The 16007-nt window shown below is 58.5% G+C and carries 17 protein-coding genes; 12 read left to right on the top strand and 5 right to left on the bottom strand.

Features of this window, described 5'->3' with window-relative positions; all coding sequences use genetic code 11:
* Window positions 1-30: 30 nt before the first annotated feature.
* From FHP24_RS14385 to FHP24_RS14400, 4 genes are read right to left on the bottom strand one after another with little or no spacing between them, the layout of a single operon-like run.
* A complete protein-coding gene (locus tag FHP24_RS14385) occupies window positions 31-1050 on the bottom strand; it encodes an ABC transporter substrate-binding protein (RefSeq protein ID WP_139676868.1) in 1020 nt (339 codons plus the stop codon).
* Window positions 1047-1826, bottom strand: coding sequence for an ABC transporter ATP-binding protein (locus FHP24_RS14390; RefSeq protein ID WP_139676869.1), 780 nt, complete (start codon window positions 1824-1826; stop codon window positions 1047-1049). The genes FHP24_RS14385 and FHP24_RS14390 overlap by 4 nt, the downstream gene beginning before the upstream one ends.
* Complete coding sequence (locus tag FHP24_RS14395; protein ID WP_139676870.1) at window positions 1823-2629, bottom strand: ABC transporter permease; 807 nt, start codon at window positions 2627-2629, stop codon at window positions 1823-1825. Before FHP24_RS14395 ends, FHP24_RS14390 begins: the two co-directional genes overlap by 4 nt.
* Before the next feature lie 19 nt (window positions 2630-2648).
* Window positions 2649-3257, bottom strand: coding sequence for a YkoF family thiamine/hydroxymethylpyrimidine-binding protein (locus FHP24_RS14400; RefSeq protein ID WP_139676871.1), 609 nt, complete (start codon window positions 3255-3257; stop codon window positions 2649-2651).
* Between the two features lie 216 nt (window positions 3258-3473).
* Here FHP24_RS14400 and FHP24_RS14405 point away from each other — a divergent pair, with 216 nt between their 5' ends.
* The 7 genes from FHP24_RS14405 (at window position 3474) to FHP24_RS14435 (ending at window position 9130) form a co-directional block, all read left to right on the top strand.
* On the top strand, window positions 3474-4136 hold the full coding sequence (locus FHP24_RS14405; protein WP_139676872.1) for a TetR/AcrR family transcriptional regulator: 663 nt from the start codon (window positions 3474-3476) through the stop codon (window positions 4134-4136).
* Window positions 4137-4396: 260 nt separating this feature from the next.
* Window positions 4397-5476: an ABC transporter substrate-binding protein gene (locus tag FHP24_RS14410; protein ID WP_180355996.1), complete on the top strand. Its 1080-nt coding sequence runs from the start codon at window positions 4397-4399 to the stop codon at window positions 5474-5476.
* Window positions 5473-6459, top strand: coding sequence for a FecCD family ABC transporter permease (locus FHP24_RS14415; protein WP_180355997.1), 987 nt, complete (start codon window positions 5473-5475; stop codon window positions 6457-6459). The genes FHP24_RS14410 and FHP24_RS14415 overlap by 4 nt, the downstream gene beginning before the upstream one ends.
* Before the next feature lie 5 nt (window positions 6460-6464).
* The gene (locus tag FHP24_RS14420; protein ID WP_246091761.1) at window positions 6465-7463 is read left to right on the top strand and encodes a FecCD family ABC transporter permease; all 999 of its coding nucleotides are present in this window, start codon (window positions 6465-6467) and stop codon (window positions 7461-7463) included.
* Entirely contained in the window at window positions 7460-8239 is a 780-nt protein-coding gene (locus FHP24_RS14425; protein ID WP_139676876.1) for an ABC transporter ATP-binding protein, read from the top strand. The genes FHP24_RS14420 and FHP24_RS14425 overlap by 4 nt, the downstream gene beginning before the upstream one ends.
* 119 nt (window positions 8240-8358) lie before the next feature.
* Window positions 8359-8769, top strand: a complete 411-nt coding sequence (locus FHP24_RS14430) for a response regulator (RefSeq protein WP_139676877.1) — start codon at window positions 8359-8361, stop codon at window positions 8767-8769.
* Entirely contained in the window at window positions 8759-9130 is a 372-nt protein-coding gene (locus tag FHP24_RS14435; RefSeq protein ID WP_139676878.1) for a response regulator, read from the top strand. Before FHP24_RS14430 ends, FHP24_RS14435 begins: the two co-directional genes overlap by 11 nt.
* Before the next feature lie 64 nt (window positions 9131-9194).
* On the opposite strand, the gene FHP24_RS14440 is transcribed toward FHP24_RS14435, so the two are convergent.
* Window positions 9195-10118, bottom strand: coding sequence for a LysR family transcriptional regulator (locus FHP24_RS14440; protein ID WP_180355998.1), 924 nt, complete (start codon window positions 10116-10118; stop codon window positions 9195-9197).
* 229 nt (window positions 10119-10347) lie between these two features.
* Here FHP24_RS14440 and FHP24_RS14445 point away from each other — a divergent pair, with 229 nt between their 5' ends.
* The 5 genes from FHP24_RS14445 (at window position 10348) to FHP24_RS14465 (ending at window position 16002) form a co-directional block, all read left to right on the top strand.
* Complete coding sequence (locus FHP24_RS14445) at window positions 10348-11640, top strand: ABC transporter substrate-binding protein (protein WP_139676880.1); 1293 nt, start codon at window positions 10348-10350, stop codon at window positions 11638-11640.
* 4 nt (window positions 11641-11644) lie between these two features.
* Window positions 11645-12595, top strand: a complete 951-nt coding sequence (locus FHP24_RS14450) for a carbohydrate ABC transporter permease (RefSeq protein ID WP_139676881.1) — start codon at window positions 11645-11647, stop codon at window positions 12593-12595.
* Window positions 12588-13463 (top strand): carbohydrate ABC transporter permease, encoded by an 876-nt coding sequence (locus FHP24_RS14455; RefSeq protein ID WP_180355999.1) that lies wholly within the window; start codon window positions 12588-12590, stop codon window positions 13461-13463. The genes FHP24_RS14450 and FHP24_RS14455 overlap by 8 nt, the downstream gene beginning before the upstream one ends.
* A 109-nt stretch (window positions 13464-13572) precedes the next feature.
* Window positions 13573-14652 (top strand): ABC transporter ATP-binding protein, encoded by a 1080-nt coding sequence (locus FHP24_RS14460; protein ID WP_139676882.1) that lies wholly within the window; start codon window positions 13573-13575, stop codon window positions 14650-14652.
* 48 nt (window positions 14653-14700) lie between these two features.
* Complete coding sequence (locus tag FHP24_RS14465) at window positions 14701-16002, top strand: Gfo/Idh/MocA family protein (protein ID WP_139676883.1); 1302 nt, start codon at window positions 14701-14703, stop codon at window positions 16000-16002.
* The last annotated feature ends 5 nt before the right edge of the window (window positions 16003-16007 follow it).

A 16007-nucleotide genomic window follows, 5' to 3' on the forward strand; every position in this document is an offset into this window, starting at 1 on the left:
CCAGCCTGTAAGGTCGGAGCCTTTTCTCCATCACTGTGCTGCCAGAAACGCGTTGGTATAGTAACCGGAAAAATCTGGTTTTGCATCAAGCTGCTTGCCGGCAGCACCTTTGAGGATGCCGGCCTGATAGGCATAAGAGCCGATCGCCTCGAATTTCGAGGGATCGATATTGCCGATGACGCCATCGGCGCTGGCGAGATATTTTCCCTCGATCAGGGTCTTGAGAGAGGCTCGTATCAGCGCTCTGTCAGTCAACGCATCCTTGTTGGCGGCAATCAGCAGGTCGGTTGCCTCGTCCGGATTTTCGATGGCGAACCGATAGCCTTTTCTGGTCGCCTGCAGGAAAGCCGTGGCTTCCTTGGGATTGTCGCTCAGGAATTTGCTGTTGGAACCGATCAGAGTCGTGTGCTCGTCCGGCACACCGAAATCGGCGTAGCGGAAAGCGCCCTGTTTCAATCCCTCGAGTTCGGCCTTCACGCCTTCCCAGGTGTAGACTTCCAGCGTGAAATCGACGGCACCGTTTTCCAATGCCTGATAGGCGGAGGTGCCAAGCGTGATCGTCTCGAACTCCCCCTTGCCGCCGTCGTGGCGGATGATCGACGATATCAGCGCGGTTTCCCAGGCCGAACCGAAACCGCCATAGGTCTTGCCGTCCAGATCCTTCGGGCGACTGATGTCCGCGCGGCCTCCCTTGTAGACCAGACGGCCTGTTTCGGTCTGTACTACCGCATAGGTTGCGACGAGATCGGCGCCTGCGGTGCGTTGGGTGAGAAGCGCAATCGAGCCGAGGATGCCGAAATCTGCCACATGGTTCGCGACCAGGGTGCCGGCCGACGTGTCCGTATAGGGGAGGATTTCGACGTCGATGCCTGCTTCGTTGTAGAAGCTTTTATCTCTGGCGATGAACAGGCCGATATGATTGGTGTTCGGCGTCCAGTCGAGCGCGACCGAGACCCTGGACGCAGCGCGGGATCGGGTCGGCAGTGCCGGCACGGCGAGGGCCGCGAGTGTCGCAAGGGTGGCGCGTCGGCTCAGCAACAAATGGCTCATGGCGTCGGTCCTTCCTGTTCTTGATTGTCGGGAGATAGGAGAGAACCGAGGATGGAGGTCTCTATGACCGCTGCCTCGGTGCGGACTGTCGGATGGCTGAAACGTGGGCGCAGTAGCGGAACTGCAATCGTCTGCTCCACCCGTGCCGGCCGTGGCGAGAGCAGATGGATCCGGTCGGAGAGCATCACCGCCTCCCGGACGTCATGGGTGATCAGGATGATGGTCCAGCGGTGTTTCAGCCACATCGCTTCGAGCCAGATCTGCATCTGGTTGCGGGTAAGCGCATCAAGAGCGCCGAACGGCTCGTCCAACAGCAGTACGGGCCGATCCTGCACCACGGTGCGCAGTAGTGCCGCTCGCTGGCGCATGCCGCCAGAAAGCGCGTGCGGATAATGCTGTTCGAAACCGCCAAGACCAAATTCTTCAAACAGCGGCTCTACCTGTTTGCGAGCCTGTTTTCGGCTCATTCCCTGCACTTCGAGGCCAAGCGTCGTGTTGTCGATGATGCGTCGCCAGGGCATCAGCGCATCACGCTGCGGCATGAAGGCAAAAGGCTTGTCGTCCGATGCAAGCGGTCTGCCGGCAAAGCGGATTTCGCCGCTGCGTGCCGCCACTGCGCCGGTCAGCAGTTTGAATATGGTCGACTTTCCGGCTCCGGAGGGGCCGAGGATCGATACGAATTCGCCCGGCATGACGTCCAGTGAGACATCACGCAGCACATCGATATCGCCGTAGCTCAGTGAGATCCGATCGAGGGAAAGCAGTGCTTGCGTCATCTGCTTCTCCCGGATTTGCTCTCGATCCATGGTGCTGCAAGTCGCTGCACAGCCCATGTGGCGCTGAACAGAACCATGGTCAGCAACGAGCTGATAAGAACGGCGGCGAGCACGAGGTCAGGGCGAAAATTGTTTTTCGCGTTGAGCATGTAGATCCCGAGGCCTTTGGCGGCTCCGGCATATTCGGCGAAGATTGCCGCGACCACGGCATAGGTGATCGATATGCGCAATCCTGCGAAGAAGTAGGCAACGGCGGAGGGCAGGCGTGCGAGCCAGAAGCGCTTCCAGCGGGATGCTCCCATCGAGGCGAGCAGTTCCTCGATTTCCTCTTCGGTCGAGGCATAGCCTTCGGCAAGGGCGACCAGCATGGGGAAAAACGTGACAAGCGCCACAAGCAGGATCTTCGGTAGAAGACCGAAGCCGAACCACAGCACAACCAATGGCGCAATCGCCACCAGTGGCAGGGTCTGGCTGGCGATAAAAATCGGAAACAGCGCTCGCCGCATCAATGTGGAGAAGTCGATCAGGACTGACAGAAGAAATGCCAGAACAAGTGACAACGAGAAGCCGAGCAAGGTTGCCCGGAGTGTCGGCACGGTGTTGACCCACAATGCTTCGCGGTTGAGCCAGGCTTGAAGGAGAACCTGGGACGGCGCGGGCAACGTCGTCTCCGATATGCCGGAGAAGCGGCAATAGATTTCCCATGCAAGCAGCAGGCTGCCGGCGGCGATGAGGGCAGGCAATGCTCGCCAGATATGATTGAAAATCATGCGGCCAGGCATGCGAGAAGCATTTGACGACATCGGGTTATCCGTAGCCTGGCTAGCGGGTCGTCGGGCTGTTGGCCGAAACGGTCAGATCGATGGTCACGTGACCCTGAGGCGATCCGAAGCGGACGAAGGCCTCGCCGACAGTCGCAAAAACCGGCGCCGCGTCGCCACGCAGCTTGGTGCAGAAATTCTTCGACCGGTCGAACACACCTGACGACTTGATGAAGTCGATGCATCCGTAGATCTCATCCATGTGCTGGCCGATGCCGAGCGTATAGAGAGAAAATTGCGCTGCGGTCGGCTGGCCGGCGAGGGGGATGGAAGACACGGCCGCCAATGCCTGCGCCTTGCGCTCTTCAATCGGTGCCAGTGGCCCGGTCAACTCGGGCACATGGCAAATCGGATCATCCGGTTCTCCCGGGCATCCACGTGACAGCATCGCATGCATGACGCAGTGCTTGCCGGATTTCGCGGCTGCGACGAAGAGGTCACGCATCGCTGCAAGCACGACATCTGGCGTTCCGACGAGGAGTGTCGAGATATCGTCCGTCTCGATTCGCAATTGGTCCCGGTAGGGATCGAGCGCGGACAATGCGCCGAGGATGACATCGACGAAATCGTCTGACATCGGGTAAAGGGAAATCTGTGCGCCGGAAAACATCTTAAACCTCGCTCCGCTGGCATTATCCAGATCAGCTAAAGGGTCCACGGTCATGGCGACCGAATCTCAACCCCGGCAATACGGAGCACCCCTGTCCCGCTCCTGATAGATCAGTTGATGGGGGACTGGCAAGAGGAAGTGTTGAATGACCGTTTTAAGCGGGTTACGACACCTTCATTGAATTTGCTCCGGCCAAGGGGGCCACGGAGTGCTCCGATGTCGGAAAAACGCCCAAGCCGCAGAAAAAACGATCCCGAGCGGACAAAAGCGGACATCCTGGATGTTGCGACCGAAGAGTTTGCGACGCACGGCCTTGCCGGGGGGCGCGTTGACGCGATTGCCGAGAAGACCCGTACCTCCAAGCGGATGATCTATTATTATTTCGGTAGCAAGGAAGACCTCTATCTCGCTGCGTTGGAGCGCTCCTACCGGCAGATCAGAACTCTGGAAGCAGATCTGCAGCTTGACGATCTGTCAGCGGAGGAGGCGCTGCGAGTCCTCATTTCCGAGACTTTCGACTACGACGAAGCGCATCCTGACTTCATCCGCCTCGTCAGTAGCGAGAACATCAACTGTGCCGTGCATATGCGGCGCTCGGAAACGCTTCGTGACTTGAACATATCGATCGTCCAGACGCTGGAGAGGATCGTTGCAAGAGGAGTGAGAGAAGGCGTTTTTCTTCGCCAGACAGACGCGATCGATGTCCATATGCTGATCAGCGCATTCTGTTTTTTCCGCGTATCGAACCGCTACACGTTCGGCGCGATCTTTCGGCGTGACCTGTCCGAGACTCAACTGATGGCACGCCACAAACAGATGATCTCCGATGCCGTTGTCAGTTATCTGAAGACGCCGGAAGATAAATCGCCTGGGGCCTGATTTTGGACCGGGCGGCACGTCTTGCTATCTCCAGGCAACGCTGCGCGCGATAGCCGGGAGTTGTCTTCTCGGTGTTTCACGCCCGTTGTTCCGCGGTGATCGCTGGAAGGGTGCAGCAACGTGGAAATATACCTGGTAAATTAACTCAAGTTCAGGCATTCCTCGGCTCTGTCGAGGGATGCCTTTATTTTGCGGCTTGGGTTGAGACGGCTGTGCCATCGGGATGAAACAGGCCGCTGCTGATTATGATAGGAAGAGTGATGCGAACGGTCGGTTCTGGCGAAAACACGGCTAAGGCCGGCAACGACATGCAACGCCGTCAGGTTCTAATGCGCATGGCCGCAGGGATATCCGGTGCGGTTGCCGTGACCGCCGGTCTGGATCCATTCTTCCCGTCCATACGTTCTGCTTCTGCGGCCGACGGAGAGCTGCGATTCGAGCACGTGTTTGGCGAAACGGTTCTTTTAAAACCGGCCGAGCGCGTCGTGTCCCTGGGTTACAATGTTCACGATGCACTTCTGGCGCTTGATGTCGTGCCTGTTGGGATACGTCAATGGTTCGGCAACCAACCCTACGGCGTTTGGCCGTGGGCACGGTCTTATCTCGGCGATGCCAAGCCCCAACTGATTTCCGGCGAAGTCTCGATGGAAGTGGTTGCGGGACTGCAGCCGGATCTGATCGTCGCGGTGGGGTCTGGCATATCGAAGGACGAATATGACGTCCTCTCTCAGATTGCGCCGGTGCTGATGCAGCCGAAGGACAAGGCGGCCTATGGTACGAGTTGGGATGACCTGACCCGGATGCTCGGCAAGGCTGTGGGCAAGGTGGAATTGGCCGAAAAACGCATTGCAGATGTCGAAGCAAAATTCCAGGCGGTGCGCGACGCTCATCGCGACTGGAGTGGCATGACAGCGGTCTGCGCTTATAATTTCGGCGGCGAGACTGGCGCTTTCATTGGTTCCGATACCCGCGCGACATTCCTGTCGGAACTCGGCTTCAAGCCACCCCAGAAGATCCAGGCGCTCTCCGAGACGCAAGGCTTTTATGCACGCCTTTCGCCCGAAGACCTGTCTCCGCTGGATGCGAACCTGCTGATCTGGGTATCCACCACGGACAAGGTACCGGACATCAAGGCCTTGCCGCTGCGCAATACGCTTCGCGCGCATATCGAGGGCCGTGAGGTTTTTGCCGGTGAAGTGATGGCCGCAGCGCTGAGTTTCGGCAGCGTCCTATCCTTGCCCTATGCTCTCGAAGCGCTGAAGGATGACATCGTTCTGGCTCTCGACGGTGACCCCAAGACGCCGGTCGCGTCCAGCACTGCGGCGGGATTGGCGCCTTGAAAGCGGCTGTCGGGCTCGTACTGCTGTTTTTTGTTGCCGTCGCATTGACCTTGGTCGTGGGCGTGCGTAACGCCGGAATTGTCGACGTCTGGCAGGCATTTTTTGCCTTTGATGCCAGCGACCCTACGCATGCAGTCATCCGGTCGGTCCGCGCCCCCCGCCTCATCGCGGGCCTGATTGCCGGTGCGGGCCTTGGAATGGCCGGCACCGTCATGCAGGCCGTGACGCGCAATCCGCTGGCAGATCCCGGCCTTCTGGGCGTCAACGCGGGAGCAGCTTTTGCTGTCGTTGTCGGTGCGCTGGTGACCGGTTATGCCGATAGCGGCATGATGGCAGCACTTGCATTTCCGGGCGCTGCGATAGCCTCGATCGCTGTGTTTCTTGTCGGTGGTGCCCGAAGTGGCGCCGGCAGCCCGGTCAGGCTGACACTGGCTGGCGTTGCGATCAATGCTTTGCTTCTCTCTCTGGTCTCGGCGATCATTCTCTCCCGCAACGAGACGCTTGAGATCTTCCGCTTCTGGGTCACGGGCTCGCTTGCGCAAGCGAATGCACGCCCGCTCGAAGCCATGTTTATCGCGCTCGTTGTGGGCGCGGGGATTTCGGCGGTCATCGCCCCTCGCATCGAAGCGCTTGCTCTCGGATCGACGTTGGCGCGTGGTCTGGGAACGAAGCCCGGTGCTGTGCAGCTTTCTGCCCTTGCCGCGATTACGCTGATGACTGGCGCTGCCGTCGCCGTGGCAGGCCCGATTGCCTTTGTCGGATTGGTCGTGCCGCCTCTTGCCCGCCGTATCGGCCGGCACGTTCTGCGCCGCGAGCTTGTGGTGTCGGCCATTCTCGGAGGATCGATGATCCTGCTTGCGGATACGGTTGGCCGGCTGGTGGTGGCGCCCGCCGAAATTCGCGTTGGCATCATGACGGCACTGGTCGGAGCACCGGCCTTTATTTTCGTCGTGCGACGTCTGAAGCCCGGAGCGCTGACGTGAGTGGCATGGGCTCCGGCAACGTTGTTTTAAGAGGATGGGCGCTGCTTGCCGGCCTGCTGGCCGCAGCTATCCTTGTTTCGCTGGCGGTCGGGCAGATCATGGTCACGCCCGCAGAACTCCTGCGTGGACTGATGACCGGAACCGGACCGGGGGCCTTGACGCTGCGAGTTCTGCGCGGCCCCTCGACATTGACTGCTGTTGGAGCAGGCGCGGCTCTGGGAGCGTCCGGAACGATCTTCCAGATACTCCTGCGCAATCCACTTGCGGCACCGGATGTGATGGGCTTCATGTCCGGGGCAGGCTGTGCCGTGGTCGCCGGCGTTGCCTTCGGACTGTTCATTCCTCTGCCGATCCTCGCTGCATTGGGCGGGCTGGTTGCGGCAGCCTTGGTCTCCGGGCTGTCGTTTCATCGGGGCGGTCGGCAATCGCCGCTGACCCTGATCCTTGTCGGTATCGGCATCGGCTTTTTTGCCTCGGCCGTCAGCAGTTTCCTCGTGATCCGGATGCCGCCTCAGGAGGCGGCTGATGCCCAGCGCTGGCTCACCGGTTCTCTGGCGGCGCGCAATTGGGGACATGTCCTGCAGGTGTTCGGACTGGGGGCATTGCTCTTCATCGTGCTTGCATTGCAGGTTCGGGCCATGGCGCTGCTGGAGCTTGGCGACGAACTCGCCGCCGGTCTTGGCGCGCGCGTGGAGCGTGCGCGATATGGGCTGATCTGCACCGGTGTCCTTCTTGCGGCCGTTGGAGTGGCCGTCGCGGGGCCGGTGCCATTCGTCGCGATGATGGCCGGACCGCTGGGCATGCGGATCGCCGGCGTCAAGCATCCGGCTTCACGTCTTACGGCGGCAGCCATTGCGGGCGCAACGATCACCGTTCTGGCGGATGTCATATCGCGCTCGGCGATCCCGGGGTTGCAATTGCCCGTGGGTGTGATGACCGGAATCATGGGGGCGCCATATCTGCTGTGGCTGCTCTGGAAAGAAGTTGAGGCGGGAGAAGTATGATCGAAACCGGGCTGACCACCACATCCCTCACTCTCGGTTATCGCGAGCGTGTCGTCATCCGGGAGCTTTCCATAGCTGTGCCGGATCAAAGCGTAACCTCGATCCTCGGGCCGAATGGTTGCGGAAAATCGACGTTTCTGAAGGCTCTCGCTCGCCTTATTGCACCTACCTCTGGACAGGTGTGTCTCTCGGGAGACGATATAGGCAAGATCGATACGCGTTTGTTGGCGCGCCGTCTATCCATCCTGCCGCAATCGCCGAAGGCGCCGGAGGGTATCACGGTATCCGATCTTGTCCGTCGGGGGCGGACGCCATGGCGCGGGCTGCTTGCGCCATGGAGCGAGGAGGATGCCAGAGTATGCCAGCAGGCTCTTGAACAGGTCGGGCTGAGCGATCTTGCCGATCGGCCGATCGACGAACTGTCCGGCGGCCAGCGACAACGGGCCTGGATTGCGCTCGTGCTGGCGCAGAATACGCCATATCTCCTGCTCGACGAGCCGACGACATGGCTTGATCTCGCGCACCAGCTTGAGGTTCTGTCCCTGCTGCAGCAGCGAAATCGCGATCATGGAACGACGGTTGTCACCGTGCTTCACGATCTGAACCTGGCTGTACGGTTCTCCGACCATCTTATTCTGTTCGGCGGCAATGGACTGGTGGCGGCAGGTCAGCCTGAAGACGTCATCACTCCAGACAATCTGCTATCGGCTTTCGGCCTGAAAGCCTTGGTTATGCCGGACCCGATAACCGGACGACCAATGATCGTACCTCATTAGTCCACTTTCCGGTCCGTCATTCCTGATTTCGGTGGTATGGGCGTATTCGTGGCTTTTGAAAATCGCGGAACCAAAGGTGGTCTCGCGAATTCTGCCACCGGATCGGAAGGGCGAGGCGAATGATACCTGCATATTTCTCCGGAGCAGCGGGTGCCGAGAAAGCTGCAAGACGCATTCTCATCGCCGAAGATGAGTTTCTTCTGCGTCTGGATGCTGCGGATAGCATGCGGCGATTTGGCTGGGATGTCGTGGAGGTGTCCTCTGCCGATGAAGCCATCGAACTGCTTCGCTACAACGTGACCTTCGATATTCTTCTGACCGATATCGATATGCCGGGGCAGGCAGACGGGCTCGATCTGGCGCGTTATGTGCGATTGCATCATCCCGAAATGAAAATAGCGATCATGTCGGGAAACAGCGAGGCGCAGCCTATTGATCCTAAACTGTGTGAACTATTCCTGGTGAAGCCGGTCTGGAATGTTGCCGAGATGCTGACCAAGGTGATAGAGGGCGACCAAAATGCAAAATGAGGAAGCTGAAACTATCCTCGTCGCAAGCAGCGATGCTCTGCAGCGATCTGTAATAGCCAAATATCTTCGGGAATGTGGGTATAGCGTCATCGAGGCGACAAGCCTGGAAGAAGCAAAGGTCGCGATCGGACATTATGAGATTGATGTCGTGGTGTCGGATACCGAAATGCGGGACGGAACCGGCTTCGATCTCTCCACGCATATTCGCTCGAAGTCTCGGTCGATCGAAATCATCCTCACCCAATCGCTGGTCAAAACGGCACAGGTCGCTGGAGACCTCTGCGAACAGGGACCACTGGAGCAACCTTATCATCCGCAGCGTCTGGTTGATGAAATCAAACGGCTACGTGCGCTTCGTTGACGAGTTGGTAGCAGTTTTACCCGCCGGAGCCAGAATGCTGCCAAAAAGGCAGTGCCGATGGCATTTATAGCGGTGTCTGCAGGTCGAGTTTTGACGCGCCCAGGCGAATGAGTTCGATGAACTTGCGAACGTGAGGATCGGCTCGCCGCTCGGGCAGAACATAGATGCCAAGCAGCCAGCTCCGCTGCATTTCCCCGCTATCGATGACGACCTGGATCAAGCCGTGCTCGGTGAACGAGTCCGCGAGCAAATCCGAGTGAATAAGGACCGAGTCCGTTTCGCGAACGAAATCCATGCAGGCGCGCATCGAATTCGAGGTAAAAGCATGCCCGAACCTGTCCGGTTGCGGGACGGTAACGGCACTGTCGACCAGCAGCCGCTTCTGGCGGGATTCAGGCGGAAAAGCCATGGTCGTCGGATAGGCATAGATATCGCTGAGGCGCCGTGACTGGCCGAGAAGAGGGTGGTCTTGCCGAACGAAGTAACCGTCTTTGGCAAGACCGAGCGGAATGAAGTCTATATCGACTTCCCGGACCAGATTCTGGATTTGATGCCCGACGAAAAGCGAGATGTCGCCGGCCCAGAGCTGATCCATACACCGCATTGCATTGCCGATACTGACATTGATCGGCGCATTCGGATGATCGCGGAAATGCGCCACGACGAAGTCCTTGAGGAAAAGCGTCCAGGACGAATAACCGGTACCGATGCTGATCCCGTGCTCGAACTCGGATTTCTGCCGCTCTATCGTTTCCAGTGCGTTGGAATAAAGGCGGCGCATGATCAGGCTGTTCTTGTAGAGCGTCTCGCCATACGCCGTCAGCCGAACGCCGCGCGAAGAGCGCTCGAAAAGCCGGACACCAAGGTTCTCTTCCAGTTTCTTGATGCTGTAGGTCAATGCCGGTTGAGAGACGAGAAGCCGCTCCGCGGCTGCGACAAATGAGCCAAGCTCAGTCACCGCCATAAACTGTTCTAGCGATTTATCCATTGATTCCATCGAACTCCGTGCCGTGCGCTCGCACTATAAATTAATTTTATAGAATGCGACATTTTTTGTATTTGTTTCGAGATTGGTGCGGTTGTAATTTTCAAACATTCGGCAGCTCGGGAGCTTTCAGGAGAAGAACCGGAGTTTGGAAGCCGAGGCGGATGTGTGCTGCTGGGGAGTTGGCACGGACGGCACGCATTGCATGTGTTTGCTTATTTCGGAGGAGTTCATGAGCATTCTTACGGTAAATCGCCGTCATTTTCTCGGCGCTGGTTTGGGTCTCGCATCCATGCCGGTTTGGGGGGCGCTGCCCGGCTTTGCTGCCGAAGGCGCACAATTGCGTATGGTCTGGTGGGGTTCTGAAGATCGTGCCCGCCGCACGAAGGAGGCTGTCAAGGCTTTCGAGGGGGCAAACGCCGGCGTGACGGTCGCAACGGAATCCATGGGATGGGATGATTATTGGCCGCGCCTGGCGACTCAGGTCGCCGGCGGCAATGCGCCTGACTTTATCCAGATGGATTACCGCTTCATGTTCGAATATGCGCGGCGGGGGACCATTCTGCCGCTCGATCCATATATGGGTTCGGAATTGAAGATCGCCGATTTCGGCGAAGGGAATTTGAAGTCCTGTTCGGTCGACGGGAAGCTTTACGGCGCCAATGTCGGCGTCAACGCTTTTGGCACGATCGTCGATACGGCCGCTTGGCAGGACGCCGGCCTTGCCGCACCGAGCTTGGGCACGACCTGGGATCAGTATGCCGAAGCCTGCATTGCCTACGGCAAGGTCGCCAAGGGGAAGAAGAAATATGCCTCGGCCGACGGCAGCGGCAGCGAGCAGCTTTTCGAAGGCTGGCTGATCTCACGCGGAAAATCACTCTACAAGAATGATGGCACTCTCGGTTACGAAGCCGCCGATGCTGCGGAGTGGTTCAAGTATTGGGCCGAATTGCGCGAAGCCGGTGGTTGCGTGTCGGCGGACATAGAGGCTCTCTACAAGAACACGATCGAGACTTCGCCACTGACACTCGGCTATTCCGCATCGGATTTTGCTTTCTCCAACCAGTTTGTCGGCTTTCAGAAAGTGAACAAGCCAACCCTTGCACTGACGGGCCAGCCGGTTGTCGGCAATGGAAAGCCGGGTCACTATTTGAAGCCATCCCAGATGTTCTCGATTTCCTCGAAGTCCAAGGCGCCGGAAGTCACGGCAAGACTTATCAACTTCCTGGTCCGCGACCCGGCTGGGGCCTTGATCCTTGGCGTCGAACGCGGTGTCCCGGCATCGCCGGAAATCCGCGATGCGCTTGTCCCGCAACTGGACGCGGCCAACAGCGAAGTCGTGAAGTTCATTTCGGCCCTCACGCCTTACGTCGGCACACTGCCGCCTGCGCCGCCACAAGGCGCTGGCGAAATGAACGCCGTGCTGATCCGCATCAGTCAGGAGGTCGCCTTCGAGGCATCGACGCCGGAAGCTGGCGGCGAAAGCCTGGTCGCGGAAGCCAAGTCCGTCCTGAAGAAGGGATGAGCCGATGGCGGTTAGTGAGCGGTCGCCCGCGGCGGCCGGGAATGGCGAGAGCATTGCTCTCGCCCGTTCCTATCGAGAGGCGTTTCGGCGGAATGCGCCTGGTTATTTGTTTCTTACCCCTTGGCTTATCGGCTTTTTCTGTCTGACGCTCGGCCCGGCGCTGGGGTCGCTCTATCTGTCCCTGACGGATTTCGATCTTCTTCAGGCGCCGAATTTCGTCGGATTTCAGAACTATATCCGTATGGCAACGGCCGATCCGAAATTCATCTCGGCCATTCGGGTGACCTTCCTCTACGTCATCCTCTCGGTGCCGTTGAAGCTTGGCTTCGCGCTCGCGGTGGCGATGATGCTCAATCGCGGGATAAAGGGGCTGCCGGTTTATCGCGCGGTGTTCTATCTGCCATCGCTTTTGGGAGCATCCGTCGCGATTGCAGTCTTGTGGCGCCAGCTTTTTGCTGCCGACGGCATGGTCAACAGCATGCTCGCCGTCTTTGGCATCGAAGGCCCGAGTTGGATCTCGAACCCACGTTATTCGCTTTACACCCTGGTGGTTCTGTCGGTCTGGCAGTTCGGCTCGCCGATGATCATTTTTCTCGCCGGTCTTCGCCAGATCCCTGTCGATATGTATGAGGCGGCGAGTCTCGACGGCGCATCGGCACGTCGCCAGTTCTGGAAGATCACCTTGCCGCTGCTCTCGCCGGTGATTTTTTTCAATTGCGTTATCCAGACGATCGAGGCCTTCAAGGCGTTCACGCCTGCCTTCATCGTTTCCGGCGGCACCGGTGGACCGATCAATTCGACCCTGTTTTACACGCTCTACCTCTATCAGGAGGCGTTCGGCAATTTCCGGATGGGTTATGCCTCGGCGCTCGCCTGGGTTCTGGTGATCATCATCGCGATCTTCACGGCCTTCTCGTTTCTTTCCACGCGTTATTGGGTGCATTACGATGAGTAACGAGGCACGGGCACTACCCGGTCAGGGCAGCAACCATCCTTATTTGCGTTCGGGCCTGCTTCACTGTCTTCTGATCGCGGCATCTTTCGTGATGCTCTATCCGATCCTCTGGATGCTGGCAGGGTCGTTAAGGCCGGCCGAAGATCTGTTTGGCGGCGGGGCGAGCCTTGTCCCGTCACAGGTAACGATCAAGGCTTACTCACAAGGCTGGTTCGGCATGCAGGTGAGTTTCGGGCATTTCTTCCTGAACTCGCTGCTGATCGCAACCTTGGCTACTCTCGGAAATGTTCTTGCCGCCTCGCTTGCCGCCTATGCATTCGCGCGGCTGAACTTTTTCGGACGCAAGCTCTGGTTCGCTCTGATGCTGGGGACGCTGATGCTCCCCTATCACGTGACATTGATCCCGCAATATGTGCTGTTTCTAAAACTCGGCTGGATCAACACATGGCTACCCTTGGTGGTGCCGAAATATTTCGCGGTCGATGCCTTCTTCATATTCCTGATGGTGCAGTTCTTTCGCGGCATACCGCGTCAACTGGACGAGGCTGCGCAGATGGATGGATGCAGCCCTTGGCGGATTTATTACAAGATAATGTTGCCGCTTTCGCTTCCCGTACTGGCCACTGCGGGGATCTTCTCGTTCATCTGGACCTGGGAGGATTTCTTCGGGCCGCTGATCTACGTGAGCGACATGAGCCTGTACACCGTCCAGCTCGGATTGCGCTCCTTCATCGACTCCAGCGGGACGTCGAGCTGGAACGAACTCTTCGCGATGTCGATCCTGTCCCTGATTCCGATTTTCCTGATCTTTCTATTTTTCCAGCGGCTGCTGATCGAAGGCATCGCAACGACGGGGATGAAGCGATGATTGCTCGCGACGAAACTTACGCGGCGAGGGCGAAACTCGCCCTGTCGCCAAGCCTGCATGACCGCGGCGACGGATTACCGGCCGTGACGAACAATCATCGGAGAAATGCATGTCCACCAGCATTCAGTTGAGAAAAGTCGTGAAGCGCTTCGAGGCGCTGGAGGTGATCAAGGGCGTCGATCTCGATATCGAACCCGGCAAGTTCACGGTTTTCGTCGGGCCTTCCGGCTGCGGCAAGTCCACATTGCTGAGGATGGTCGCCGGTCTCGAAACGATAACGGAGGGTGATCTGCATATCGGCGGTCAACGGATGAACGACGTGGCGGCGGCCAGGCGCGGCATTGCGATGGTCTTTCAGTCCTATGCGCTCTATCCGCATATGACGGTTTATAAGAACCTCGCTTTCGGCCTTGAAACCGCCGGTGTCAAACGCGATGAAATCGATCGCCGCGTGCGTGAGGTCGCCGCGACGTTGCGTATCACAGAATATCTGCAACGACGGCCGAAAGCGCTTTCCGGAGGTCAGCGGCAGCGTGTCGCGATCGGACGTTCGATCGTGCGCGACCCGGACATATTCCTGTTCGATGAACCGCTTTCCAACCTCGATGCAGAGTTGCGAGTGCAGATGCGTGTCGAGATTTCCAAGCTGCACGAACGCCTCGGCAACACGATGATCTGCGTCACCCACGATCAGGTCGAAGCGATGACCATGGCGGACACCATCGTCGTATTGCGAGGTGGTGAGGTGATGCAGGTCGGAAGTCCGCTGGAACTTTACAACAGACCGGCGAACCGGTTCGTGGCGGGCTTCATCGGTTCGCCGAAAATGAATTTTCTGGAGGCCAGACGGACAGCGCCGGACGCAATCGAGGTGCCGGGGCAGGCGCTGCAGCTTTCGCTGGACCAGCTGGGCCGATGTTCCGCCGAGACGCCGGTCACCTTCGGCATTCGCCCTGAACATATCATGCTCGGTGGCGAAGCGGGGCAGTCCCTGGGCGAGGTGAAGGTCGATCTCGTCGAACACCTCGGCGGCAGCACATCGGTCTACGCGACCATGCCTTCCGGTGCCAGCCTGACCATTCTGGCTCCTGGACAGCTTTCCATCCGGCATGGCGAAACCGTGCCGCTCAGGATCGACGCAGCGAACTGTCACGCGTTCGGCCCCGACGACCAGACATTACGCAATTGAATTGATTTACCGGTGGCTCCCAACCATCGGCCCAGGAGGGACAGGACTATGAAATACGCTATCGTTGGAGCCGGCTCCCGTCACAAGATGTTTCGGCAGGCCGTGGCGGAAACCTATGGCCGCGAGAACAGCCTGGTCGGGCTTTGCGACATCAATGAACATCGCCTTGCCATTTCGGCTGCAGCCGTTTCGGCTAAGGGCAACGGGATTGCGACATATCAGGCAGAGCAGTTCCAGGAAATGCTGCATGAACAAAAGCCGGATACGGTGATCGTCACGGTTCCGGATTATCTGCATCACGAATACATCGTCGAGGCTATGCGGGCCGGCTGTAATGTCATGACCGAAAAGCCGATGACGATCGATCTCGACAAGCTGAAGGCTATCCTTGACGCCCAGGCGGAGACCGGCCGCTCGATCACCGTTACCTTCAATTACCGCTATACCCCGGCGCGCACGCAGCTCAAGGACATCCTGATGTCCGGCGCCATCGGTGAAATCACCGCCGTCGATTTCACCTGGTATCTGGACCGGGTCCATGGAGCGGATTATTTTCGCCGCTGGCATCGTTACAAGGACCAGTCCGGCGGGCTTCTGGTTCACAAGTCGACCCACCATTTCGACCTCGTCAACTGGTGGCTGGGATCATCGCCGGTTTCAGTCGCCGCCAATGGACGTCGTGCCTTCTACAAGCCGGAGACTGCGGAAGCTTTCGGCCTTTCCGAACGTGGTCCCCGCTGTCACACCTGTCCCAGCGCCGATCGTTGTGATTTGAAGCTCGATCTCGAGGGAAATGAGCCGCTGCGAGAACTCTATCTGGAGGCAGAGGATTGTGATGGCTACATCCGTGATCTCTGTGTTTTCGACGACGATATCACCATCGAAGACACGATGCAGGTGCATGCGCTTTATGCGAATGGCGCCAGCCTGAACTATACGCTCTGCGCCTATAGCCCTTGGGAAGGGCTGGAAATCAAATTCCACGGCACCAAGGGCGAACTCTCCCATCGGCATGTGGAAGTCCATGGCGTGTTCGGCGGCAAGCAGAACAAGTCACATGGCTCCGAGTCCATGACAACGCTCCTGCATCTTGCCGGCCAGGAGCCAGTAAATCTCGACGTATGGGCCGGAGAAGGCGATCACGGCGGTGCGGATCCGGTGATGCTTGGCCACTTGTTCGACCCGTCGATCACGGCCGATCGTTATGGGCGCGGTTCAAGCTATATCGACGGCGCGTGGTCGATCCTGACCGGGATTGCAGCCAATGCCTCGATCAAGACCGGGGAAGTGATCCATATCGAGCCTTTCCTCGCGGAACGGGGCATCCGTCTGCCGCAGAAGAAATGGTAGGATGG

It is taken from the genome of Aliirhizobium smilacinae, assembly GCF_006335145.1.
GTDB lineage: Bacteria > Pseudomonadota > Alphaproteobacteria > Rhizobiales > Rhizobiaceae > Neorhizobium > Neorhizobium smilacinae.

Bases quoted from the DNA above. Each gene is read 5' to 3' on its own strand.
- FHP24_RS14390 (WP_139676869.1), bottom strand. From the start codon at position 1,826: ATGACGCAAGCACTGCTTTCCCTCGATCGGATCTCACTGAGCTACGGC.
- FHP24_RS14460 (WP_139676882.1), top strand. From the start codon at position 13,573: ATGTCCACCAGCATTCAGTTGAGAAAAGTCGTGAAGCGCTTCGAGGCG.
- FHP24_RS14395 (WP_139676870.1), bottom strand. From the start codon at position 2,629: ATGTCGTCAAATGCTTCTCGCATGCCTGGCCGCATGATTTTCAATCAT.
- FHP24_RS14420 (WP_246091761.1), top strand. From the start codon at position 6,465: ATGGGCTCCGGCAACGTTGTTTTAAGAGGATGGGCGCTGCTTGCCGGC.
- FHP24_RS14405 (WP_139676872.1), top strand. From the start codon at position 3,474: ATGTCGGAAAAACGCCCAAGCCGCAGAAAAAACGATCCCGAGCGGACA.
- FHP24_RS14385 (WP_139676868.1), bottom strand. From the start codon at position 1,050: ATGAGCCATTTGTTGCTGAGCCGACGCGCCACCCTTGCGACACTCGCG.
- FHP24_RS14400 (WP_139676871.1), bottom strand. From the start codon at position 3,257: ATGTTTTCCGGCGCACAGATTTCCCTTTACCCGATGTCAGACGATTTC.
- FHP24_RS14435 (WP_139676878.1), top strand. From the start codon at position 8,759: ATGCAAAATGAGGAAGCTGAAACTATCCTCGTCGCAAGCAGCGATGCT.
- FHP24_RS14450 (WP_139676881.1), top strand. From the start codon at position 11,645: ATGGCGGTTAGTGAGCGGTCGCCCGCGGCGGCCGGGAATGGCGAGAGC.
- FHP24_RS14410 (WP_180355996.1), top strand. From the start codon at position 4,397: ATGCGAACGGTCGGTTCTGGCGAAAACACGGCTAAGGCCGGCAACGAC.
- FHP24_RS14465 (WP_139676883.1), top strand. From the start codon at position 14,701: ATGAAATACGCTATCGTTGGAGCCGGCTCCCGTCACAAGATGTTTCGG.
- FHP24_RS14430 (WP_139676877.1), top strand. From the start codon at position 8,359: ATGATACCTGCATATTTCTCCGGAGCAGCGGGTGCCGAGAAAGCTGCA.
- FHP24_RS14445 (WP_139676880.1), top strand. From the start codon at position 10,348: ATGAGCATTCTTACGGTAAATCGCCGTCATTTTCTCGGCGCTGGTTTG.
- FHP24_RS14440 (WP_180355998.1), bottom strand. From the start codon at position 10,118: ATGGATAAATCGCTAGAACAGTTTATGGCGGTGACTGAGCTTGGCTCA.
- FHP24_RS14425 (WP_139676876.1), top strand. From the start codon at position 7,460: ATGATCGAAACCGGGCTGACCACCACATCCCTCACTCTCGGTTATCGC.
- FHP24_RS14455 (WP_180355999.1), top strand. From the start codon at position 12,588: ATGAGTAACGAGGCACGGGCACTACCCGGTCAGGGCAGCAACCATCCT.